Raw genomic sequence first — 23927 nt, 5'->3', positions numbered from 1 at the left:
GTTAGTGCTAACAAATAACCCGCATCCCAGGATGCGGGTTTTTTTATTGCGTGTTTATATGCTCAATGCAGGAATGAACGTTAATCAGAGGCTCCCTGGTTATTTTGCCGTAACAACACGAGACGCTTTATGAAACGCAGTAAATGGATATGGCTAGTATGGGCAGTCGTCTTGCTTTGCTATGTAGTGCCTTACACCTTGTTGGGCCATGTATCGCAATGGTACGGCAGCTTTCTGTTTTGGGCATGTGCCGGCTTAGTCATCATTGCTCTGAACGTGTTTATCACTAAAGATTTCAAGGAACGCAGCGATGACTGAATCGCTAATTTGGTGGTCCATTGCTATCTACTTATTGGTCGCTATAGGCATTGCCATTCTGTCGCGCCAAGGCCCGGCGAAAGGTGGTTCAGAAAGCATGTCGGGCTACTTTTTAGGCAACCGACAAATGAACGGCTTTGTCTCCGCGCTAAGTTACAGTGCCACCACTTACAGTGCTTTTATGATGGTGGGGCTGGCTGGCCTTACCTATGCTGGTGGCGTTGGGGCGCTAGGTTTCGAAATTATCTACTTTGCCGGTGTTTCCCTGGTGGCTGTTTTTGGACCTAAATTCTGGGCCGTCGGCAAAAGATTTGGTTTTGTGACACCAAGTGAAATGCTGGGTCACCGTTATAATAGCAAGCATGTTGCCATGGCCGTATCGATTGCCAGCTGTATTTTCTTGATTCCTTACTCGGCCGTTCAGCTCGCTGGCATCGGTTATCTGCTTCAAGGGATCACCGATGGAGCAATTACTTTTACCACCGGAGTGGTGTTAGCTACGGTGGTCGCTATCTTCTTCTCTTATATCGCTGGAATTCGTTCGGTCATGTGGACCGACTCGCTCCAGGCCATCATGATGATCGTGGTTTCCACACTCGTGGCCTGCCTGGTGATTCAAGGCCTGGGCGGCTTTGGCGCGCTGTTCAATACGCTGGCAACGGAACACCCGCAGTCACTGACGGTACCTGGGCCTGGGTTATTTAGCTTTGTCACTTTCTTGGGGCTTACTATCCCGTGGTTCTTCTTTAGCCTTTCTAACCCTCAAGTCAGCCAGCGCCTGTTTATGCCTTCGTCGCTGCGTTCTATGCGTCAAATGCTGCTTGGTTTCCTAGTGTTTGGCTTTATCTACACCATTGTTTCCGTGCTGTGGGGGTTCTCTGCTTTAGCGGCTTTCCCAAGTCTTGAAAGTGCAGATTTAGCCACGCCCACGCTGCTGGCCTCGGAGTTTGTTCCACCAGTGTTAGGCGTGATTGTAATGATCGGGATCATGGCGGCCGCCGTTTCTACTATCGATTCGATTATGCTGACGCTGGCGTCCATGGTTTCCCGTGATGTCTATGCCAACGTCAAACCGAATGTCAGTGAAAAGCGCCAACTGCTGGTAGGTAAGTTTGTGGTGCCGGTGATTGCGTTAATGGCGTTGGCCTTCGCCGAGCTACAGCTTGACCTTATTGCGGTGCTGTCGGTGGCTGCTTCCTCTGGTCTGGTAGCCATGGTGCCCGCCCTGATCGGCGCCTTCTACTGGAAGCGCGGCACTTCAGCCGGTGCATTGACCAGTGTGGTGGGCACCAGTGCCTTTGTGCTGCTGATGTACGCCACCGGCAACTCGCTGCTGGGGCTGCCTGCCGGTGTATGGGGCATTGTAGTCGCTAGTGTGCTGTTTGTTGGCGTTAGCCTTGTAACCAAACCTCATCAAGCCACCACGGATGCTTTCTTTAGCGCCATTGCTGAAGAGCTGGGTAAAAATCGTCGGCATAAGGCTTTTAACTGAGGCTTTTCAGGTTTAGCGCCAAACCGTTAGCTGCTGTCGATAATCATCTTGCGCCTGGCTGGCGCTGACCGGCGTCAGCCATACCTGGGAGCCGGGCAGGCACTGGGCCAGGGCGGTGCAGGCGCTCGGCGTGAGGGCTCCCAGGCGTGGGTAGCCGCCTATTGTCTGACGATCATTCATCAGCACGATAGGCTGACCATCCGGTGGAACCTGCACTGCCCCCAAGGGAATGCCCTCGGAAATAATGCCGGTGAGCGAGCCATGCAAGGCAGGGCCGGTCAGTCGTACGCCCATACGATCGGCGCGATTATCCACTGTCCAGGGTTGGTTGAAAGCTTGGAAAAGGGAGCGGCCGCTGAAGGCGGCGATTTGCGAGCCGAGCACGATGGGTAGGCGGCAGTTTGATGCTGGCATCTGCGGGCCTTGGCCTTCCGCAATACGGCGAACCGCCGAAGCGGTGCCTTTCCAGGTCAAGCGGTGGCCCACTTTTAGCGGTTTACCATCTTCGTGCAGGCCGCCCAGTTGCTCGCGGGCGGTGCAGGCGCGACTGCCAAGCACCTCCGGTGCATTTAGCCCGCCAGGAAAGGCGAGATAGGCGCGCAGGCCTTGGCGCGGTTGGCGAAACACTAGGCACTGACCGGGCATTAGCTTGAAGCTGGTATTGGGTGCGAGCGGTTTGCCATCCAACTGAGCGTCTAGATCGGCGCCGGTCAAGGCCAGGCGCACTTCGCTTTCGGTTTCAAAACTCAAACCGCCGCCCATCACAATTTCTAACGCGGCGCTGTTTAAGGCGTTGCCGAGTAGCCAGTTGGCCCAGCGAAATGAGATCCAGTCGGCGGCACCGCCCTGGGTAACCCCTAGATGACCAACCCCAAACCGGCCGGCATCCTGAATCAGTGCGAGTGGCCCCGCTTGTTTAACGACCATGGCGTTTTGTTTTTTATTGATGGCGACGTGGCTCATGGGCGCTCCTCCATTGGGGTGGTATCGCCACCGTCCGCTTCAAACTCCGCACGGGAGATCGCTCTAAAGCGCACCTTGTCGCCAGGGCGGAACAGCGGTTCGCCGCGCTTGGCGTATTCGAATAGCGGCACATTGGTACGGCCAAGAATGTTCCAACCACCGGGTGAGAGCAGCGGATAAATCGCGGTTTGCCGATCGGCAATGCCCACACTGCCTGCGGCTACTTTACGGCGCGGTGTTTTTAGGCGCGGCGTCGCTATTGCTTCATCGACTAAGCCCATAAAGCCGTAGCCGGGCGCGAAACCCAGCGCGAAGACACAGTAGTCATGGTTACAGTGCTGCTGTATCAGCTCGTCAACGCTCAAGCCAGCGCGTTTGGCGACCAGAGGCAGTTCGGGACCGACACTTTCGTCATACCACACGGGAATATCGTGTAGCTCACCCGCCTGAGTGTCGGCAGGTTCGAGGCCGGAAAGTGCCTTATTGATCAGACCGAGCGCCTCGGCGTGATTCATTTGCTGGCAGTCGTAATGGACTAGCAGTGTGGTGTAAGAGGGCACTAAATCAATCAAGGCAGCCCCGAAAGCACCGCGCAGCGCTTGGTCGGCGGCGATCACCCAGGCCATGTTGGCCTCGTCGATGGTGTCGAACAGTCTCACCATCAAGGCATCCATGGCGGCGGTTTCAACTCTTCTTTCACTAATGGGATTCACGCCTGCTCCAGCGCCTGAAAGGCCTCGCGAATAGCGCGCACCGCCGCCACCGATTCAGGGTTATCACCGTGAACGCAAAGCGTATCGCAGGCTAGGTGCAGCGGCGTGCCGTCGAGTGCAGTGAGCGGCTCGCCTTTGGCCAGCTTAATGGCCTGATTCACAATGGTGTTCTGGTCGTGGTGCACGGCGTTGGGTAGCCGGCGCGAGGCCAGGTGGCCATTGGCGTCGTAAGCGCGATCGGCAAAGGTTTCGAACCAGAGGGTAATGCCCAGTTTGGCAGCCAGCTCGCGATGTGGTTCGGGGTCAGCAGTCGACATGATCATTAGCGGCAGGCTCGGATCGTAAGCACGCACGGCGCGCATGACGCCTTCGAGCAGCGCCGGGTTGGCGGCCATGTCGTTATAAAGCGCGCCATGAGGTTTGATGTAGCTCAACTGGGTGCCTTCGGCTTGGCAAATGCCCGCCAGGGCGCCTACCTGGTAGAGCACCATGTCTTCAGCCTCTTCCGGCGAGCAGGCCATGGAGCGTCGCCCAAAGCCCATCAAGTCTGGGTAACCAGGGTGGGCGCCAATACGAACATCATTCTGAACTGCTAGCTTGACGGTGCGGCGCATCACATGAGGATCGGACGCGTGGAAACCACAGGCGATGTTGGCGCAGTCGACGTAAGGCATCGCATCGGCATCTAGGCCGATCGTCCAGTTGCCGAAACTTTCGCCCATATCGCAATTAAGCAGGGGAATGGCCATAGCGACTCCTGTCGTTGATGCTGTGGTTGGCTGAAGCTGATTTGTAATCCACCACCAATATATGAACACGGCAAGCTCAGTGCCAATCGTTTTTGACGATACTAACTATCGGTCACTCCTATCATATTGTTATTTGGTGGAAAAATGGTTGACGCTTGGGCACGATACGCTTATCACAGTAAGGGCGGGGCGTGATAATAGCGTTGGTGGGATAACCCTGCAGGGAGTGGTCTCAAAGTTGCATAGTTAAATAAATATACAGTTACCCGATAGCCAAGGGGTTAGCTCTCTGCAGCCAGCTTTACGTATCAGCACGACGATGCTTATTTATCCCAGAAAGTCATTTGTAGGCGAGTCATTATGCTCGATTTTAAAGAACTGGAGGCGTTTGTATGGGCGGTGAGGCTCGGCTCTTTCCGTAAGGCAGCGACCCGCTTGCACCTTACTCAGCCTTCTGTTTCCGAGCGTATTTCGCGTCTTGAAACCACGGTAGGGGAACTGCTCTTGGAGCGCGCCGCTCGGCCTATCCAGCCCACCATGCGCGGCCGCGAGTTCTTTATGCACGCTGAACGCATGCTGCACCAACGTGATAAGGCGATGAAGCTATTCGATAGTGAAGAGGCGTTTTCTGCACCATTGCGGCTCGGCACAATTGAAACCATCGCTCATAGCTGGTTCCCCGATTTTATGCGCCTGCTCACCGAGCGGTATCCGCGGCTGATTATTGAATTGACGGTTGATTACTCGTCGGTTCTGAATGAGCGGCTGCTGAGTAATGAATTGGATATTGTGCTGGCGATGAATGGCTATTCGCCTCAAAAGCAGATCGAGTACGAGTCGCTGAGCCCTTATGAAATGGGCATGTTCGTTTCCCCGCGGCATGCCAAGCTGCTGAGCGACAGTGCCGAACTGTGGTTTAAGCAACTGCCGTTTATTTCGTTTGGTAAACAGGCGCGCCCCCACTCAGAGTTGGTGCGGTACTTAGCGGAGCAGGGCGTAGCCAGCCCGCGTATTCATTGCGTTAGTACATTAATGACGATTGTGCGTATGACTACCGAAGGGTTGGGAATTGGCGCGCTGCCGGTCGCCACCGTGCTGGAAGAGTGGCAGCGAGGAGAGCTCCACCGCTTGTCACTGCCGGTGCCGTTACCCGCCATGCACTATGATGTGATATGGCGCAACGCTAACCACCCACGCTTTTGCCGGGGCGTTGCTCGGCTGGCACAGGAGTGCGCCTGCCGCTATGCCCAGGCGCGCCGTGCCGATATGACAACAACACTTTTCTCTGGGCGCTGGGTACCCAGCAGCGCCTCCTCTGGTACCACCGACGCAACACACCATTAGCTCCATACTATTAATAGAAACAAGAGGGTTTTCACAATGCGCAAGACATTAACTTCCACCCTGCTACTGGCAACAGCCTGCGGTCTGACGGTGACGGCTCACGCGGCTGAGTGGACCATGGCCACGCCGTACGGTGATGCCAGCTTTCATACCCAAAACACCAAGCAGTTTGCCGACGATGTGGCAGAAGCCACTGATGGCGAGCTAACCATTACCGTGCATAGCGGTGGCTCTCTTGTCGCCCATGGGGAGATCAAACCGTCGGTTCGTCGTGGCACCATTGATGCGGGCGAAGTATTCCTCTCCGTGCTTTCCAATGATGACCCCATTTTCGAAGTGGATACTCTGCCCGGTGTGGCAGGCAGCTATGACGATGCCTACGCGCTGTGGGAAGCCACCAAGCCGATGATCACCGAGTTGTTTGCCTATGAAGGGTTGATTCCGCTCTACGCCGTCACTTGGCCTGCGCAAGGTATCTATACCTCTGAACCGCTTACTGACCCCGAGCAGTTTGAAGGCTTGCGCGTTCGTGCACCTAACATCAATACCCAGCGTTTTGTCGATAACCTGGGCGGTAGCCCCACTGAAACCGAAGAGTCTGATATACCCACTGCGTTTAGCACTGGCCGGGTGGATGCCATGATCACCTCAAGCTCTACCGGCAACTCCATGGCGGCGTGGGATTATGTTACCGATTACACCAACGCTAACCTATGGTTGCCGAAAAACATCGTTTTCATCAGCCAGCGCAGTTTCGATGCCCTGGATGAAGCAACCCAGGAAGCACTGATGGAAGCCGCCGCTGAGGCTGAAAAACGTGGTTGGGAGATGAGCCGCGAAGATAACGACGCCAGCTTGGCTGCACTGCAAGAGAACGGTATTTCAGTTTCTGAGCCAAACGAAGCCGTTTCAGAGGCGCTGCAAGCAGCCGGTGACCAGTTGTTTGAAGATTGGCAGTCCCGTGCTGACGACGAAGCCAAGCAGGCGCTGGAAAACTACCGCGAGCAACGCGACAGCTAATCTCCGGCTTCAATGTCTCTTGCAGGGGCGGGGCAACGTCTCCGTTCCTGCTTTTCCCGTGCGCTTCATGAGGCTGCGAACATGACGTTTAAATTCGACAAACTCTATCGCCTCGGTGCTTGGGGTGCGGCGGCGTGCATGGTGGCTATCTGTGCGCTGATCGCGCTCCAGGTAACCTTCCGCTTGGTAGATGCCCTGCTGGTGCTGGTAGGTTTGAGCCGGCTAGGCCTGAGTATTACCGGCGTTTCAGAAATTGCGTCTTACTTATTAGTCGGCGCGACCTTTCTGGGCTTGGCCTACACCTTTGTGCATCACGCCCATATTCGCGTGACGCTGTTGATTACTCGGCTGCCACCTGCCATTCGTGTGTGGTTTGAAGTGTTTGGCCTCATCATCGCCCTGGCGATCAGTCTGATGCTCAGTTATGGCCTGGTGGGGCTGGCGCGAGAGAGCATTCAATACAACGATGTGTCTTCAGGATTTGTGTCGATTCCGCTCTGGATTCCCCAGCTGGTACTTGCGAGCAGTGTAGGGCTGCTCTGTCTGGCGCTGGCTGAAGCGTTGTTCATGGCGGTGCGAATCGCTATTCGCGATCCTTCAAGTTTTCGCGAAGCGACGGCCCCAGATGAAAGCGAGGGCCACTAAATGGCGACCTTCACTCACCTGCCCTCTAAATTGGAGAGCTCATCGTGCTGCTACTAAGTCTCGCCACCATTTTTACGCTTGTGCTGTTACTGGGGAGCGGGGTATGGATCGCCTTCGCGCTGATTGGTACTGCCTGGATAACACTCGAGTTCTTCAGCTCGTTTTCACCAGCTTCTATCCTGGCCTCTGATTTTTGGGGGGCCAGCTATGGGTGGGACCTTACCGCGCTGCCCATGTTTATCTGGATGGGCGAAATTCTGTTTCGCTCGGGGCTCGCCGACAATATGTTCCGCGGTCTGTCTCCCTGGTTAAACCGCCTGCCGGGGCGCCTTTTGCATACCAACATCATTGGCAGCGGCATGTTTGCCGCGGTGTGCGGCTCTTCGGCTGCCACCTGCGCCACGGTGGGCAAAATGACGCTGCCGGAACTCGAACGGCGTGGCTACGATAGCAACATGGCGATTGGCACGCTGGCCAGTGCCTCTACGTTAGGGCTGTTGATTCCGCCTTCCATCGTGCTGATTGTCTACGGCGTGGTCACCGAGCAGTCGATCTCCAGACTGTTTATGGCGGGTATTGGCCCAGGCTTGATGATCCTGGCGATGTTCATGAGCTATCTCATTTTGTGGGCGCTATTGAAAGGCAACCGCGAAGGCCTGACCGGTGAAGATGAGTCAGGCATGAGTTTTGGCGAAAAGCTGCGCAACACCTGGTCGCTGGTGCCCATTCTGCTGCTGATCGGCGGCATCATCTTCTCGATCTATGGTGGCTTGGCCTCACCCACGGAGGCCGCAGCGGTCGGTGTGGTGCTGTCGATCGTGATTGCCCGTTTCAATGGTCACTTTGACCGCGAGATATTCAAGAGCTCCCTGTTTGCCGCTGTGCGTACCGCCTGCATGATCGCCTTCATCATTGCGGGGGCGTCTTTCCTGACTTCGGCCATGGGCTTCACCCAGGTGCCGATGAAGCTGGCGCAGGCGATTGGTGAAATGGGGCTTTCACCCACCATGCTGTTGATCGCACTCACCTTGCTGCTGCTGATCATGGGCTGCTTTCTTGATGGTATTTCGCTGATTCTGCTGGTTACTGCGATTATCATGCCGCTGGTGAGCGCCGCCGGGTTTGACCTGATCTGGTTTGGCATCTATCTGGTGATCGTCGTCGAAATGTCGCAGATTACGCCGCCGGTTGGCTTCAATCTGTTCGTGATTCAGGGGCTGACGGGTAAAGATATTCTGACCATTACCAAGGCCACGCTGCCGTTCTTCCTGCTGATGCTGTTGGCGATCGCCTTAATGCATCTCTTTCCCGGTATCGCGCTCTACCTGCCCGAGGCCATGACCCGTTAAAGGCTACTATCGACCACACTTAACCATCCAGGCGGCTGTCATGCAGGCCTGGATGGTTAACGGGTGCTTCATTGTGGCTGCGCTTCGAGCTAAGCTGAAGAAAAAGCGGGAATAGGTGGCTCCACCCATGCGCACGAGGAATAACGCGACAGAGATATTTCGCCAGTTGGCAGAAGGGATGGGGCATAGCGGAAGTCCTGGCTTTTATGCCACGCTGGTCGAACGATTGGCAAACTTAGTGGGCGTTGACCATGTGCTGGTGGCCGATGTTACTCAGCTGCATCAGGCTGAGACGTTAGCGGTCTGGTCCAATGGGCGTTTGCTTAGCAATGTTACCTATCCGCTGGTGGGGACTCCTTGCGAAACCGCGATAAACAGTGAATCTTGTCTTTATGCGCATGATGTCCAATTGCGCTTTCCAGACGATAAGCTACTTGGCGAACTCGGCGCCGAGAGTTATCTGGGGCGTCCCCTCTACGCTGCCGATGGCGCGCTGATTGGCCTGCTGGCGGTGCTCAAGAACTCTCCTATGCAGTTGGATGAGCTAGCCAATGAAATTTTGCAAATTGCCGCCGCTCAGGCTGGCGCGGAGCTAGGTCGCCAAAAGGCAGAGCAGGCATTAAGAGCAAGCGAAGAAGTCGCACGGGAGAGTGAGCGACGCCTGGATACGCTGCTGAATCACCTGCCTGGCATGGCCTACCGTTGCTTCAATGACCGTGACTGGACCATGCAGGTGGTAAGCCAAGGGGCCGAGGCACTGACCGGGTACCGTCCGGATGAGTTGCAAGGTAACCGGGTGACCAGCTTCGCCGCGTTGATTCATCCCGATGACCAGGAAAAACTCTTCGACGAGGTGCAGTTGGCCATTGCCAGCAAGCGGCCTTACCGGGTGGTGTATCGGTTGAAGCATCGCGACGGGGGAAATCGCTGGATGTGGGAGCAGGGCCAGGCTGTCATGGGCCATGACGGTGAGGTCGTTTGCCTGGAAGGCTTTATCTCGGATGTGACCGATCAGCAAGAGTCGCAGCGGGTACAGAACGCCGTGCTTCAGGTTGCCTCAACAGTTACTACACGGGTGGGAGACGGTTATTTTCAGCAGCTGATTGCCACCCTGATTGAAGTGCTGGAAGCCGACGCAGGCTTCATTGCATTACTGCATACCTCCCCTCAGGGCGAGGAAGAAGTCTATGGCCAGGCAACCACGGTCAGTATGGTGGTCAGTGGCGAACAGCGTGAGCAGCACGCTTTCGCACTGCGCGGGTCGCCTAGCGAGCAGGTGGTGCTGGAGCGTGAAGCGGTGATGCATGACGGCCCGCCGCTGCTATTAGCGGGCACGCAGCTACCGGTCAGGGCGTGGATTGGTCGCCGCTTAGATAACGCCAACGGCGAAGCCATTGGCGTGATGATGGTGTTTTACCGCCAACCGCTGACGACGAATGCGTTCGCCACCTCAGTGTTGCAAATCCTTTCTACTGGCGCCGCGGCAGAGCTTGAACGCCGCCGGGACCACCGCCATATGCATCAGTTGGCCTACACGGACAGCACTACCGGGCTACCTAACCGTACCCGCTTCATGGAGCTGTTAGCGCAGATGTGGCAAGAGGCCCATCATACTGGGCAGGGGCTTTCGCTGCTGCTGCTGGATATTCGTCGCTTTAAAGAAGTGAATGACCTGCACGGCCATCAAGTAGGTGATCAACTACTGGTGTCAGTCGCGGACCGCTTGCAGAAGATCAGCCACGCCTATGGCCCGTTGGCGCGTTTATCTGGCGATGAGTTTGCCATGCTGGTGGCCGACGCTGATATCAGAAACATAAATGATCTCGTCGAGCAGTTGCGCTCAGCCGTAACACAGCCGCTGCAGCTGGAGCGCCGTGTGTTTAACCTTGATGTCAGCATCGGTTATGCCCGTTACCCCCACGATGTGTCACAAGCGGGTGAGTTGTTCAACGCCGCCAGTATTGCGCTTCACCACGCCAAGCGACGCGATAATAGTACCTGCCCCTATACCCAAGCAATGCATCACGCGCTACAGCGCCGCCAGCGGATGACCGAGCGGCTCAGCGTGGCTATCAGCGAAAACAAACTGGAACTCTATTTTCAGCCCCAGGTGGACCTTGCCAGCGGGCAGCTGACAGGCGCTGAGGCTCTCTGCCGCTGGCATGACGCGGAGTGGGGGTGGGTGAGTCCCGGTGAGTTTATTCCTCTCGCCGAAGAGCGCGGATTGATACGCCTCTTGGGAGACTGGGTGTTGGAGGAGTCGGCTAGGCAACTAATGGCATGGGGTACGCAAAACAAGCAGGCACTGCCGGGTAGGCTGTCGATCAATATTTCTGCCCAGCAGTTTGCTGACCCCGAGCTAACTCAGCATATTGCGCAGCTAATGGCTGGCGTACCACCGAATGCCATTTCTCTGGAGCTTACCGAAAGCGACTTTATGCGCGATCCTGATCAAGCGGTAGAAATTACTCACACCATGCGTAAGGCGGGTTACGCACTCTCTATTGACGACTTTGGCACAGGCTACTCCTCACTCTCATACCTGAGGCGTTTCGCCGCCGACGCACTGAAGATCGATATCTCTTTTGTGCGCGAGATGCTCGATAACCATCACGACCGCACCATTGTGCAGACCATCATTGCCATGGCGAAAGCGCTAGAGATGAAAACGGTGGCAGAAGGCGTAGAGACCCGAGCGCAGGCCCGCCTGCTGGCCGACATGGGCTGTAATGAAGCCCAGGGCTACTGGTTCGGTCGACCGTTGCCAGCCAATGAGTTTGCTGCAGCGTGGTTGAACAAGTAACCACGCAATATCACCGCCAGCGTCATCGTCCTGTCATCACCTTTGGCATACCCTACGCGCCGCCAACCCGCGATGAAAGGAGTGCTCCCATGCGCCTGGCCCTATTTGATCTTGATGACACCCTCCTGGATGGAGACTGCAGCGACCGCTGGAATTTATGGATGATAGACCAAGGGTGGGTCAGCGATGCCGAGACCTTCATGGCGCGTGCCGAGCAGATGCAGCGGGCTTATCATGCGGGCAAGCTAAAGCTCGAAGAGTATCTAGCCATGACCCTGGCGCCACTGCGCGGGCGCCGGGTAACGGATGTGCAAAAAGAGGTCGAGCGGTTTGTCGCCACGCATCTCCAACCGCGTATCTTCACTCAGGCCTGGGCCTGCCTGGAAGCGCATCGCCAGGCGGGCGATACCCTGCTGCTGATTTCTGCATCTGCGCGGCATCTGGTTCAGCCCATTGCGGCTACTTTGGGGATCGAGCACGTGCTGGCGGTAGAGCTGAGCATCGAACATGGCATCAATGAAGACGCGCGCTATACCGGTGGTAGTGAAGGTATTTTTTCCTATCGCGGCGGTAAGGTGCTGCGCTTAAAACAGTGGCTGATCGAACAGCAGGTCACCCCTAGTCACACGACTTTCTACTCAGACTCCCGCAACGACCTCCCGCTGCTTCAGTACGTGGATTGCCCTGTGGCGGTTAACCCTGATCCGGTACTGGCTGAGGTAGCTAGCGTTGAAGGGTGGCGGCGCTTAGACTGGCGGGCGCCAGCGCCTGTGAGCGCTTCGTCGCCCAACGCTCTGCCAGGAAAATCGGCGCATGTCTGATGCCTACTACCTACAACTGACCGAACAGCTTCGCTCGTTAATCGACATCAACGCCACCCAGTGGGAAGGCAAACTACCCGCTGAACGGGTGCTGGCGGAACGCTTTGCCACCACTCGCGTCACCCTGCGCCAGGCGCTGGCGCAGCTGGAGGGCGAGGGGTTGATCCACCGCAGCAACCGGCGCGGGTGGTTTATTTCCCCCGCCCGCTTGGTCTATGACCCTACCCGAGACGCAGGCTTCAACGACTATGTGCGTGCCCAGGGACGACGGCCACGCACTGCTGTCCTGAAACTGGAAACCTGCTCCCATCTGCCCGCTGCACGCGCGCTGGGCCTGCCGGATGACCAGCCGTTTCACCATATTCGCCGCCGCCGCTATGTGGACGACCGCGCCGTGCTGGTGGAGTCGCTGTGGGTGGTGCCGAATTGTGCCCCGGAATTGCTCGACATCTACGCTGGGCAGTCGCTGTGGGGGCTGTTGCGGGAGCGCTGGGGGCATTACCTGGCCAACCGCTCTATCCGCATGGTGTCTGAAGCGCTATCACCAAGGGATGCCGAAGAGTTGCTGGTGGCGCCAGGCACCGCCGGGTTGAACATTAACCGCGCCATTCTGGACGATCAGCAGCGCCCCATTGAATATGACGAAGAGCATTGGCTGCACGACTCTTTGTGCATCAGCGTGGAGCTATCCGGCCAGCAATGATTGGTGCAGACATCACAACTTAAAAAATCGGTCAAACAAGCGTCATTGCACTGTCATTTAATAACGGCAAACTTCTGGTCTATACCAACCAGCCAGGAGGCCACCATCATGATGCCACGCCGTTTGTTCCCTTCCACGTTACTAGCGAGTGCCGCTGCGCTTGCTTCCACTGTCCTTGCTTCCAATGCGCTGGCCACTGAATTAACGGTGTACACCGCCGTTGAGTCGGATGACCTGCAAAAATACGCTGAACGCTTTAATGCCGCCCACCCGGATATCGAGATTAACTGGGTGCGTGATTCCACCGGGGTGATTACCGCTCGCTTGTTGGCGGAAAAAGATAATCCTCAAGCGGACGTGATCTGGGGGCTAGCCGCCACTAGCCTGCTGGTATTGGAAGAAGAGGGCATGCTGGAGCGTTACGCCCCTGAGGGCGTGGACAACCTCGACCCGAAATTTGTCGATGCCGCCTACCGGGACGGCGAAGACCCGGCATGGGTGGGCATGGACGCCTGGGTAGCGGCCATTTGCTACAACACCATTGAGGGCGAACGCCAGGGCGTGCCGATGCCGACCTCCTGGGAAGACCTGACTAAGCCTGAGTTTGAAGGCCATGTCATTATGCCCAACCCCAACTCGTCGGGTACCGGCTATCTGGATGTGGCCAGCTGGCTGCAGCTGTGGGACGAAGAGCAGGGCTGGGACTATATGGATCGCCTGCATAACAATATTTCCCGCTACACCCATTCGGGTTCCGCGCCCTGCAGCTTGGCAGCCACCGGTGAAACAGTAGTGGGCGTGTCCTTTGCCTTCCGCGGTGCGCGCCTGAAGTCCCAGGGAGCGCCTATTGAGGTCGTCTTCCCAGAAGAGGGCCTGGGCTGGGATATGGAAGCATCCGCGATTGTCGCGGGTACCGACAAGCAGGAAGCTGCGCAAACGCTCATGGATTGGTCAATCTCCCGCGAGGCCAACGAGCTGTATAACGAAGGCTATGCGGTCGTGGCTTATCCCGGTGTTGCCCAGCCCATTGAAAACTATCCCGTCGATATTACTGATCGCATGATCGACGCTGATTTCCAGTGGGCGGCAGTGAACCGCGAGCGTGTGCTGACCGAATGGCAGCGTCGCTACGACGGCAAAACCGAACAATAAGCTGTGATCAGTTGCCCCGGCTCCGGCCGGGGCTTGGAGATGTTATGCCCCCGACAATGACATCGCCGCTATCGGTATCCACAGCGGCGACCCCCCGCGCAACCACCACGCATCTCAGTATTGATGGTGTCAGCAAGCGCTTCGGCAGCTTTACCGCGCTGGATAATATTGCGCTTGAGATTCAAGAAGGCGAGTTTGTCTGTTTTCTAGGGCCCTCAGGCTGCGGCAAAACCACCTTGCTGCGCACGATTGCCGGGCTCACCCGCCAGAGTGCGGGCACGCTGACTCAGCGTGGGAAGGATATTTCCATGCTTCCACCGCAAGCGCGGGACTTTGGCATTGTATTTCAGTCCTATGCGTTGTTTCCCAACCTGACGGTGTTTAATAACGTGGCTTACGGGCTGCGCAACCGTCGGGTAGAGCGCGCGCGTATTAATGACCGCGTCGCTGAGTTACTTGCATTGGTGAACCTAACCGGCAGTGAAGCGAAGTATCCGGCGGCGCTTTCCGGCGGCCAGCAGCAGCGAGTGGCGCTGGCCCGGGCGTTAGCCACAGAGCCAGGCTTGCTGTTGCTTGATGAGCCGCTCTCGGCGCTGGATGCCCGGGTGCGCGGTCATCTGCGCAGCCAAATCAAAGCTTTGCAGGCGCGGCTAGGAGTGACCACCATCATGGTCACCCACGACCAGGAAGAAGCGCTGACCATGGCCGACCGCATTGTGGTGATGAACCACGGTGTGATCGAACAGGTGGGCACCCCGGCCGAGATTTACCATCAGCCCGCCAGTGCGTTCGTGGCTTCCTTTATTGGTAGCATGAACTTCCTGGAAGTGACCGCCCAGGCCAATCGCCAAGCGCTTTTGGGCAACACTCCCTGTGCCTGCCTGCCGCACACTATAGCAGTGGGCCAAGCTGCTCAGCTGGCTATTCGGCCTGAAGCGGTAGCCCTTAGCCTTCAAGCAAGGGCACTTAAGCACCAAGCAGGGGCGCTAAACGGGGAGGTGGTCTCCATCGAGTTTTTAGGCGCCTTTCAACGAGTCACGCTGCGCCTGCCGGAAGATCACCAAACGCTGATAGCCGACGTGCCTAGCCGTGATAGCAGTAAACTTAGCCTGTATGTAGGGCAGTTGCTGGCGATTCACCTGCCTGCTGAGGCCGCCAGACTCTACGCGGCCGGGAGTAGTCAGCAATGATGGCCGAGTCTTTAATAAAAGCGGCGACCAAACCGTCTCTGGAATCGCTGATCCGCTTGTTGGTGTTACTCGCTGGCGTTGCCTTGCTAGTGATCGGGCTATTGTTCCCGCTGGTGACCATGCTGCTCAAAAGCCTGCAAGACCGCGCTGGCGATTTTATTGGCCTGGCTAACTTTGCTCACTACTTTCAAACCCCCGCGCTGGTGAACTCGATTGCCAACTCGTTGCGGGTGGCGCTGATGACCACCGGCGTGGTGGTTGGATTGGCGTTTCTATGTGCTTACGGGATCACCCGCACCTGCATGCCGGGCAAACGGCTGTTTAGGATGCTGGCGATTCTGCCCATTCTGGCCCCGTCGCTGCTGCCTGCCATAAGCCTAGTGTACTTATTCGGTAATCAGGGATTTCTGCGCGAGGTGCTGGCAGGCCAGTCGATTTATGGCCCCATCGGTATTGTCATGGGCATGAGCTTCTGGATATTTCCCCACGCGCTAATGCTGCTGACCACTGCGCTGACCAACAGTGATGCGCGGCTCTACGAAGCGGCCGAAGCGCTGGGCACCCCCAAGTGGCGTACGTTTTTGACCATTACGCTGCCCGGCGTGCGCTACGGGCTGATTTCCTGCCTGTTTGTGGTGTTTACCCTGGCGATTACCGATTTTGGCGTGCCGAAAATCATCGGCGGCCAGTTCAGTGTGCTGGCCACCGACGTCTACCGCCAGGTGGTTGGGCAGCAGAACTTTCAGATGGGTGCGGTGGTCAGCGTGATTTTGCTGCTGCCAGCGGTGCTCTCGTTTATCGTGGACCGTTGGATACAGCGCCGCCAGGTGGCGCAACTTTCGGCCCGGGCGGTGCCATGGCAGCCTACGCCGAGCCCGCTGCGGGATTGGGTCTTCGCGCTACTCTGCTATGCAGTGGCGGGGGCCATTGTGCTAGTGATCGGCACGGCGATGTATGCGTCGCTGGTGCAGTTCTGGCCGTATAACCTTTCGATCACCTTTGAGCACTATACCTTTCAAGGCATGGCCGATGGCGGCTGGGGAGCCTGGTTCAACTCCCTCAGGCTGGCGTTTAGCGTCGCGTTGGTGGGCACCCTGGTGATCTTTTTCAACGCCTGGCTGATCGAAAAGAGCGAAGGCTTTCGCCCGCTGCGCCAGGGGCTGCACTTTATGGCCATGCTGCCCATGGCGGTACCGGGTATGGTATTGGGCCTTGCCTATATCTTCTTTTTCAACCATGCGGGTAACCCGTTGAACTGGCTGTACGGCACGATGATGCTTTTAGTGCTCAATACCCTGGTGCATTTCTATACGGTCTGTCACCTCACTTCAGTCACCGCGCTCAAGCAACTCGACCCTGAGTTTGAAGCTGTGGGGGCTTCACTTAAAGTGCCGTTCTGGACGACCTTCTACCGGGTGACGCTGCCGGTGTCGCTGCCCGCAGTGCTGGATATCTCGGTTTACCTGTTCGTCAATGCGATGACTACCGTCTCTGCAGTGGTGTTTCTCTATAACAGCGATACCCGGCTGGCCTCGGTGGCGGTGCTGCATCTGGATGAAGCGGGCTACTTTGCTAGCGCGGCGGCCATGGCGGCGCTGATTTTCCTCACTTCACTGGTGGTGAAGTTGCTGCATGCTGCATTGACCCACGTTTTGTTAAATAACGCCCAGCGCTGGCGACAAGCGACCTAGACGACCGCTGCGCTGGCGATTAAAGTGTTTAAAATATCTGGTATAGACCAAAATGATCAGTCAAATGAATAAAGACGTAAAAGAGCCCTATCTACTGACGCCAGGGCCGCTGACTACCTCCTACGCGACCAAAGCTGCGATGTTGCGTGACTGGGGCTCCTGGGATGATGACTTTAATCAGGTCACTGCCGACGTGCGCACTCAACTGCTGGTCATGGCACAAGCGGCGAGCAACGAGTACGCCTGCGTGCCCATGCAGGGTAGCGGCACTTTCGCCGTGGAGAGCGCGCTGGCTTGCGCCACCGATCCGGATGGCAAAGTGTTGGTGCTGATGAATGGTGCCTACGGCAAGCGTGCGGCGCAGTTGCTTCAGATGATGGGCCGTCGCTACGTGACGCTGGATAAGGGTGACTATCTGCCGCCCCAGCCCAATGAGGTGGCGGCGTTGCTTCAGCAGGACCCAGAGATTACGGCGGTGTTTCTGGTGCACTGCGAAACCAGCTCCGGCATCTTGAATCCGCTGGAGGCCATCGCCGAGGTGGTGCACGCCAGAGGCAAAACGCTGATCGTGGATGCGATGAGTTCCTTTGGCGGCATCCCCATTAGTCTTTCAAAAACGCCCATCGACGTGCTGGTCTCTTCGGCCAACAAGTGTATTGAGGGCGTGCCGGGCTTTGGTTTTGTGATTATTCGCCGTGCCCTGCTTGAAGCAGGCAAGGGGCGCACCCACTCGCTGAGTCTGGATCTACATGCCCAGTGGGCGTATATGGAGCATACCGGCCAGTGGCGCTTTACCCCGCCGACCCATGCCGTGGTGGCCTTTCAGGCCGCGCTAGCCCAACACCGGGAAGAGGGCGGGGTACCGGGGCGCTGCGCGCGCTATACCCGCAATCGTGATGCGTTGGTAAACGGCATGCGAGCGCTAGGCTTCAGCACGCTGTTAGAAGACGAGTGGCTATCGCCGATCATCACCACCTTTTTAAGCCCCGCTGACCCAGCTTTTGAGTTTAACGCTTTCTACGCGGCGCTAAAGGCGCGCGGCTTTTTGATCTACCCCGGCAAGCTGACCGCAGTGGATAGCTTCCGCATTGGCTGTATCGGTCAACTGGATGTATCGGTGATTGAGACGCTGCTGATCGCTATTCAAGACGCTCTAGCGGATATGGATGTTTCTCCCATTGCTGACCTATCTTCACAATCAGGGAGCGCCTAATGCAGTATCAATCTCCCCAATGCCTTCAGGCGGTTATCTGCGACTGGGCGGGCACGCTGGTCGACTTTGGCTCCTTTGCACCGACCCAGATATTTGTCGAAGCATTTTCTGAGCTGGACGTAGCGATTAGCTTGGAAGAAGCGCGCGGCCCCATGGGTATGGGCAAGTGGGATCATATTCGGACACTCTGCAATCACCCGGACATCGCCGAACGCTTTGTTCAGGCGGTCGGCCATGCGCCTTCTGATGACGATGTAACGGCGCTTTACGAGCGTTTTATGCCGCTACAAATCGCCAAAATTGCCGATCACTCGGCGGTGATTCCCGGCGCGCTCGACACCTTAACCACGCTGCGCGCCCAGGGGCTGAAAATCGGTTCCTGCTCCGGCTACCCGGCGGTGGTAATGGAAAAAGTGGTGGCCTTGGCCATCGACAATGGTCTGCAAGTCGATCACGTAGTAGCCACCGATGAGGTGCCCAATGGTCGCCCGCATCCTGCTCAGGCGCTGGCCAATGTGGTTGCCCTAGGCGTTAGCGATCTGGCGGCCTGCGTGAAAGTGGACGACACCACGCCGGGCATTCTTGAAGGGCGCAGTGCGGGGATGTGGACAGTGGCGCTTACCTGTTCGGGCAATGCGCTGGGGTTAACCTTTGAGCAGTATCAGGCGCTAAGCGATGCCGAGCGCGAAGCCTCTCACGATCAGGTGAGCGCCCAGTTTGCTCCCTCAGGGCCGCACTACTGCATTCCGACCATTGCCGAGCTGCCCAACGTAATAGATGACATTAATGCTCGCCTTCAACAAGGAGAGCGTCCTTGAGCCCAGCCGCGCTTGCGCTAGTGCTGGTGTCGGTGTGTATGCACGCCGGATGGAATGTGTTGGGCAAACGCAATGCGCCTTCGCTGTCTTCCTTTACCCTTGCCTACGGCGCGGGTGGGTTGGTGATGCTCCCGCTGGTGTTGCTTGGGCCCTCACTCGCGGCGTTACCAAATTCCTTTTGGGGCTGGCTGGCACTCTCTGGACTATGTCAGATGCTCTATATGGGCGGCTTGGCCTGGGCCTATGCACGTGGGGAGGTGAGCGTGCTTTATCCCATCGCCCGGGCACTTCCGGTGGTGCTGGTGCCTCTGGTCTCCATCGCGCTGCTGGGCAGCCACGTGTTGGATGCCTGGGACGGTCTGGGAATGGTATTGGTCGTGGCTGGTGCGCTCTGCCTGCCGCTTAGTCATCCGCAGGCGCGCAGGTTGTCGACCTATCTAACACCGGCCATGGGGTTTGCGTTGCTGGCGGCGGCGGGGACGGTGGGTTATTCGCTGATCGATAAACAGGCGCTGGGGCTGATGCAGGGGGCAGGGCACAGCGGGTTAACCGCCGGGGCGGTGTTTATGGTGCTGCAGGCGGTGATGACGCTGACCTGGGCAATACCGCTGCTGGCGCTATTGCCCGCAGAGCGCCGCCGCTTGCCCGCGCTTCGTCGGCAGGGCCTGCCCATGCTCGTCGCCACTGGGCTGATGATGACCTGCACCTACGGTCTCGTGCTCATGGCCATGGCGCTTACCGATGAAGTGAGCTACGTGGTCGCACTGCGTCAGCTCTCAATTCCGGTGGGCGTCTTGATGGGCGTACTATGGCTAAAAGAGCCTGCTTCCAGGGCAAAAGCCATTGGCACGTTGGTGATGTTGGCGGGGTTGATCATAGTGGCGTTGTAAGCAGCACCACCTTTTTAGGCCGCTTCACTCTAATGCGCCCCTGGGTTAGAGTGCCTGCCAAACCAAGTTGATACCCACCAAGAACATGGCCAGGATAACTAAGCGGTAAAACAGCTTTTCATTGACTCGGCTTTGCAGCCAAAGGCCGTTACGCACGCCGATCCAGGCAACTGGCACTAGCAGCAGCGAGGCCCAGGCACTGGTCATATTAACTTCGCCAAGCCACACATATGGGCCTAGTTTGATGGTGTTGACTACTGCGTAAGTGATCGTGCAGGTGGCAATAAAGGTCTCTTTGGAGAGCTTGCGCGGCATTAGATACATGTTCATTGGCGGCGCGCCCGCGTGGGCAATAAAGCTGGTAAACCCACAAACGCTGGCCGCAGGCAGCGCCCAACGGCTGGAAATCGGCTTTTTAGCGACAGGTTTTAGCAGCATATAAGCGGCGAACACGACGGATAGAATTCCCAATGCCAAGCGCACGCCTTGCTCGCTCAAGCTGCCAAACAGTAATGTTCCCACCGCCACGCCGATGAACAAGCCTGGCACAAAGCGCCACACTTCCGCATTCGACTGCTTGCCCCACCACGCCTTCACCGCAAACACGTCCATCACCAGCAGCAGCGGAAGCAGTAGCCCTGCCGCTTGGGTTGGGCTAATCGCTAGTGCCATTAATGGCACCGAGAGTGTTCCGAAACCACCTGCAAAGCCGCCTTTTGATACGCCGGTAGATAAACGGAAAACACGATCAACAGCCAGGCAATGACGGAGTAGTCGGGGAGCATACGATTCTCTCTGATAATAGAGGTCAACAAAAAGCCCCGCAGAGGCGGGGCACAACAGCATAGCATTAGATAAAAGTTAGCGGGCGAAGTGAGTAGTGACGCCGCGCGCGCCATTAAATGGTTCTGATCACAAAATAATCAGCGTCGCGAGCCCCAAGAACGAGAGAAAGCCCACTACATCCGTTACGGTGGTGAGAATTACCGCGCCCGAGAGGGCGGGGTCAATTTGTAAGCGTTTCAATACCAAAGGTATGAGTACACCAGAAAGGTTGGCGAGACTCATATTGATAAAAATCGCCAGCGTGATGACAAGCGTAATCAGTGGGTCGCTAAACCACAGGTAGGAAATGCCGCCGACCACCAGCGCCCATACCAAACCGTTACTCATCCCTACCCATAGCTCCTTATTATACAGCCAGCGTTTATTGTTACCGGCAAGCTGGCCAAGCGCCAGGCCGCGTATGACCACCGTTAAGGTTTGGCTACCTGCAATTCCGCCCATGCTGGCGACCACGGGCATAAGAATGGCGAGTGCTACGATTTGATCCAGCACGGCTTCAAACTGCCCGATCACAAAGGCGGCCAAAAAGGCGGTCAGTAGATTAATACCCAGCCAAATACCGCGACTTTTCGCGCTGCGCGCAATAGGGGTAAACACTTCCTCTTCGTCGCTAACACCGGACATATGTTTCAACGTCAGGTCAGCATCATCTTGGGTGATTTCTAATACGTCGGCAGCGTTTAGCTGGCCGACCAATAATCCATCGCTATCGCACACCGGCACAAAGTGGAGCTCTTTTGAGCGCAATAACGCAGCGGCGTCGCTCACTTTCATTTGATCGTTTAGGGTGAAAAAATCATCCATATACTCATCAACCACGGCTTCCTGTGGTTGTTTGATTAAATCAATGAGGCTCAGGGTGCCGAGTAAACGTTTATCCTTGTCTGTAATCATAATTTGTTGTGATTCATCATCGAGCAGGTGATGAATTCGGATATAGCGTTGTACGGCCTCTAATGACACGCCTTGTTTTACATTGACCGTCTCGGGGTCCATGTATCGGCCCACCACATCATCTTCATAGGCATGAAGATTCTCAACCTGGGCGCGTATCTCCTGATCCAGGCTGGCATAGACGGTGGTTTTGATCTCTTCGTCGGCAACATCGAGAACTTCGGCGACTTCCTGGGCATCCAGACCTCTGACGATCTGTTCAACATCGCTGGCAGAAAGATCCTCAATATAGTCAGCGCGAATATCCTCATCGACTTCTGCTAGGACTTCACCAAGCACATCGCCTGGGATGTAGTCCCAAAGTAAATCACGTGTTTTAGCGGGGAACGACTCAAGCGTGCGCGCAATCGCTAATATATCGAGCTCTGTGAATAGCTCTTTGAGGGCAGAGGTATCTTCTTCATCTAATAACTTTTGCAGATACAGCAGTTGCTCCTCGGCATTAGTATATTTTTCATCATCGCGCATAGAGTCCATCCTTATAAAAACGCATTTTTAACACAATCACTTGAAAGCTTGTGATGGCTCACCTTGGATCTTATCGGCAGGCATGGTTGAAAGCCATGTGGCCGCAGCGGGAATGGCCGCGCCTTCTTAGTGTTGGGTAGCAAAGGCGACGCGCGTGCCATACCGCATGCGCTGCTTGGCGGAGACCGGTGGTGTGCTATTGCCGATTATTTCATCGGTGGTATCGGCCCAGGTGACGGTGCCGTGGGTATAACCTAACGGTGCCAGCGCCCGGCTAACCCACTGGGTACCGCTAAAACGCTGTGCTTCGCCGTTGGCATCAACCAGCAGGCCGATTGAGTCATGGTGATGCAAGCGCACGATATACCAACCCATATCGAGTCCATGTAACTCGACTTCAGGGAGCGGCGCAGGGAGTTGCTTAACGTCGGTCAGCGTGAGGTAGGCAGGAAGAATAGCAGACATGGCGAACCTCATTAGCAGGAACCTTATACGCCGAGTCTAATTTCTGTTATTCATTTGTACAGCTATTTAAGCTCGGATGTGAGGGGACCGCCTGGAAGCGCCTTTTAAGCTACCGGCCAGACGGGCAGTTGATCGGATTAGATTGGGTTAGCTATTCGCTAGCCATTCCGAAACAGAAAGCTGTAAGCATTGAGTGCTGGCACGCCGCCTAGGTGGGCGTAGAGCACCTTGGAGCCTGCTGGGAATTCACCGTTGCGCACCATGTTGATCATACCGTGCATCGACTTGCCTTCGTAAACGGGGTCGGTAAGTACCCCTTCCAGGCGGGCGCACAGGCGAATGGCTTCCAGCGTGCCTTCGTTGGGCAGGCCGTACTCGGGGCCGCCGTATCGGGTATCCAAAATGACATCGTCATCGCTAATACCGCCTTCCAATTCCACCAACTCAGCCGTATTGCGCGCGATGCGCAGGATCTGTTCACGGGTTTTCTCAGGCTTGGCAGAGGCATCAATGCCAATCACTCGCTGGGCGCGGCCATCGGCGGCAAACCCCACCACCATGCCCGCCTGGGTGCTGCCGGTGACCGAGCACACCACGATATAGTCGAATGTGAAGCCCAGCTCTTTCTCCTGCTGGCGCACCTCTTCGGCAAAGCCTACAAAGCCTAAACCGCCGTAAGGATGCTCGGAGCAGCCAGCGGGAATCGGGAAGGGCTTGCCGCCGCGCTGGCGCACATCCTCCATCGCCTGCTCCCAGCTGGGGCGAATGCCGATATCGAACCCCGCGTCATCCAAGCGCACATCGGCGCCCATGATGCGCGACATCTCGATATTGCCTACACGGTCATAGACTGCATCGGAGTAGTTGACCCAGTTCTCCTGCACCAGTACGCACTGCATGCCCAAGTGAGCGGCGACAGCAGCGACCTGCCGGGTCTGGTTCGACTGAATGCCGCCAATGGAGACCAGCGTATCGCAACCTTGCTCCAGCGCCTCAGGAATCAAGTACTCCAGCTTACGGGTCTTGTTGCCACCAAAGGCCAGGCCGCTGTTGCAGTCTTCACGCTTGGCGTAGAGCTCTACTTCACCGCCTAAATGTTCGCTTAGCCGTTTGAGCGGCGTAATGGGAGAGGGGCCAAAGGTGAGTGGGTAACGTGGGAAGCGTTCGAGGTTCATAGCAATCTCCAGCTTTAAAACATTGGGTGCGATATAGGGTGGCTAAAGTTGTTGTGAACAATTGGCGTGCTCTCTGCTATTTATAGTAAGTGTTAGCTATGATTTTTGTGTTGCAAAGTTGGCTGGTTTAAAGCAATAAAAGTTG

Annotated in this window: 21 protein-coding genes and 1 pseudogene; 15 read left to right on the top strand and 7 right to left on the bottom strand. The window is 56.6% G+C overall.

All coding sequences use genetic code 11. The features are described 5' to 3' along the window. Positions 1–129 precede the first annotated feature (129 nt). Positions 130–318 carry a hypothetical protein gene (locus ACXUPB_RS19255; RefSeq protein WP_035560619.1) on the top strand — a complete coding sequence of 63 codons (189 nt, stop codon included), beginning with the start codon at positions 130–132 and terminating at the stop codon, positions 316–318. Beyond that, positions 311–1810 carry a sodium:solute symporter family protein gene (locus ACXUPB_RS19250; RefSeq protein WP_472954093.1) on the top strand — a complete coding sequence of 500 codons (1500 nt, stop codon included), beginning with the start codon at positions 311–313 and terminating at the stop codon, positions 1808–1810. Before ACXUPB_RS19255 ends, ACXUPB_RS19250 begins: the two co-directional genes overlap by 8 nt. A gap of 12 nt (positions 1811–1822) precedes the next feature. Here the strand turns inward: ACXUPB_RS19250 and ACXUPB_RS19245 are convergent, their stop codons facing one another. The 3 genes from ACXUPB_RS19245 to ACXUPB_RS19235 are packed head-to-tail and all read right to left on the bottom strand — an operon-like array spanning position 1823 to position 4235. Then, complete coding sequence (locus ACXUPB_RS19245) at positions 1823–2773, bottom strand: 5-oxoprolinase subunit C family protein (RefSeq protein ID WP_472954091.1); 951 nt, start codon at positions 2771–2773, stop codon at positions 1823–1825. Further along, a complete protein-coding gene (pxpB, locus tag ACXUPB_RS19240) occupies positions 2770–3477 on the bottom strand; it encodes a 5-oxoprolinase subunit PxpB (protein ID WP_179915593.1) in 708 nt (235 codons plus the stop codon). Before pxpB ends, ACXUPB_RS19245 begins: the two co-directional genes overlap by 4 nt. A gap of 5 nt (positions 3478–3482) precedes the next feature. Next, on the bottom strand, positions 3483–4235 hold the full coding sequence (locus ACXUPB_RS19235) for a 5-oxoprolinase subunit PxpA (RefSeq protein WP_035560627.1): 753 nt from the start codon (positions 4233–4235) through the stop codon (positions 3483–3485). Positions 4236–4595: 360 nt separating this feature from the next. On the opposite strand from ACXUPB_RS19235, the gene ACXUPB_RS19230 reads away from it, so the two are divergent. The 13 genes from ACXUPB_RS19230 to ACXUPB_RS19170 all read left to right on the top strand — a co-directional run bounded on the left by ACXUPB_RS19230 (position 4596) and on the right by ACXUPB_RS19170 (position 19874). Beyond that, positions 4596–5579 (top strand): LysR family transcriptional regulator, encoded by a 984-nt coding sequence (locus tag ACXUPB_RS19230; RefSeq protein ID WP_472954088.1) that lies wholly within the window; start codon positions 4596–4598, stop codon positions 5577–5579. Positions 5580–5615: 36 nt separating this feature from the next. Continuing rightward, positions 5616–6599 carry a TRAP transporter substrate-binding protein gene (locus ACXUPB_RS19225; protein WP_035560634.1) on the top strand — a complete coding sequence of 328 codons (984 nt, stop codon included), beginning with the start codon at positions 5616–5618 and terminating at the stop codon, positions 6597–6599. A gap of 81 nt (positions 6600–6680) precedes the next feature. Continuing rightward, on the top strand, positions 6681–7244 hold the full coding sequence (locus ACXUPB_RS19220) for a TRAP transporter small permease (protein ID WP_472954085.1): 564 nt from the start codon (positions 6681–6683) through the stop codon (positions 7242–7244). A 44-nt stretch (positions 7245–7288) separates the two neighbouring features. Then, entirely contained in the window at positions 7289–8593 is a 1305-nt protein-coding gene (locus ACXUPB_RS19215; protein ID WP_472954083.1) for a TRAP transporter large permease, read from the top strand. Between the two features lie 127 nt (positions 8594–8720). Continuing rightward, positions 8721–11396: a bifunctional diguanylate cyclase/phosphodiesterase gene (locus tag ACXUPB_RS19210; protein WP_472954081.1), complete on the top strand. Its 2676-nt coding sequence runs from the start codon at positions 8721–8723 to the stop codon at positions 11394–11396. Beyond that, positions 11381–12217 (top strand): HAD family hydrolase, encoded by an 837-nt coding sequence (locus tag ACXUPB_RS19205; protein WP_472954079.1) that lies wholly within the window; start codon positions 11381–11383, stop codon positions 12215–12217. The genes ACXUPB_RS19210 and ACXUPB_RS19205 overlap by 16 nt, the downstream gene beginning before the upstream one ends. Further along, positions 12210–12920, top strand: a complete 711-nt coding sequence (locus tag ACXUPB_RS19200) for a UTRA domain-containing protein (RefSeq protein ID WP_035560648.1) — start codon at positions 12210–12212, stop codon at positions 12918–12920. Before ACXUPB_RS19205 ends, ACXUPB_RS19200 begins: the two co-directional genes overlap by 8 nt. Before the next feature lie 108 nt (positions 12921–13028). After that, positions 13029–14072: a putative 2-aminoethylphosphonate ABC transporter substrate-binding protein gene (locus tag ACXUPB_RS19195; RefSeq protein WP_035560649.1), complete on the top strand. Its 1044-nt coding sequence runs from the start codon at positions 13029–13031 to the stop codon at positions 14070–14072. Positions 14073–14116: 44 nt separating this feature from the next. Further along, positions 14117–15262 carry a putative 2-aminoethylphosphonate ABC transporter ATP-binding protein gene (locus ACXUPB_RS19190; protein ID WP_472954077.1) on the top strand — a complete coding sequence of 382 codons (1146 nt, stop codon included), beginning with the start codon at positions 14117–14119 and terminating at the stop codon, positions 15260–15262. Continuing rightward, positions 15259–16953, top strand: coding sequence for a putative 2-aminoethylphosphonate ABC transporter permease subunit (locus tag ACXUPB_RS19185; RefSeq protein WP_472954075.1), 1695 nt, complete (start codon positions 15259–15261; stop codon positions 16951–16953). Before ACXUPB_RS19190 ends, ACXUPB_RS19185 begins: the two co-directional genes overlap by 4 nt. A 64-nt stretch (positions 16954–17017) precedes the next feature. Continuing rightward, on the top strand, positions 17018–18166 hold the full coding sequence (locus tag ACXUPB_RS19180) for a 2-aminoethylphosphonate--pyruvate transaminase (protein WP_472954074.1): 1149 nt from the start codon (positions 17018–17020) through the stop codon (positions 18164–18166). After that, positions 18166–18984: a phosphonoacetaldehyde hydrolase gene (gene phnX, locus ACXUPB_RS19175; RefSeq protein WP_472954072.1), complete on the top strand. Its 819-nt coding sequence runs from the start codon at positions 18166–18168 to the stop codon at positions 18982–18984. Before ACXUPB_RS19180 ends, phnX begins: the two co-directional genes overlap by 1 nt. Further along, positions 18981–19874: an EamA family transporter gene (locus tag ACXUPB_RS19170; RefSeq protein ID WP_472954069.1), complete on the top strand. Its 894-nt coding sequence runs from the start codon at positions 18981–18983 to the stop codon at positions 19872–19874. The genes phnX and ACXUPB_RS19170 overlap by 4 nt, the downstream gene beginning before the upstream one ends. 45 nt (positions 19875–19919) lie before the next feature. On the opposite strand, the pseudogene ACXUPB_RS19165 reads toward ACXUPB_RS19170, so the two are convergent. From ACXUPB_RS19165 to ACXUPB_RS19150, 4 genes and pseudogenes are all read right to left on the bottom strand, one after another. Further along, positions 19920–20659, bottom strand: a pseudogene (locus tag ACXUPB_RS19165) (sulfite exporter TauE/SafE family protein). Positions 20660–20786: 127 nt separating this feature from the next. Then, on the bottom strand, positions 20787–22142 hold the full coding sequence (gene mgtE, locus ACXUPB_RS19160) for a magnesium transporter (RefSeq protein WP_472954068.1): 1356 nt from the start codon (positions 22140–22142) through the stop codon (positions 20787–20789). A 126-nt stretch (positions 22143–22268) separates the two neighbouring features. Continuing rightward, positions 22269–22607, bottom strand: coding sequence for a DUF6482 family protein (locus ACXUPB_RS19155; RefSeq protein WP_472954066.1), 339 nt, complete (start codon positions 22605–22607; stop codon positions 22269–22271). Positions 22608–22765: 158 nt separating this feature from the next. Then, positions 22766–23782, bottom strand: coding sequence for a 1-aminocyclopropane-1-carboxylate deaminase (locus ACXUPB_RS19150; protein ID WP_472954065.1), 1017 nt, complete (start codon positions 23780–23782; stop codon positions 22766–22768). Positions 23783–23927: the final 145 nt, after the last annotated feature.

Source organism: Vreelandella sp. DA03-1M (assembly GCF_055725665.1).
This window is presented reverse-complemented; position numbering and strand designations above follow the sequence as displayed.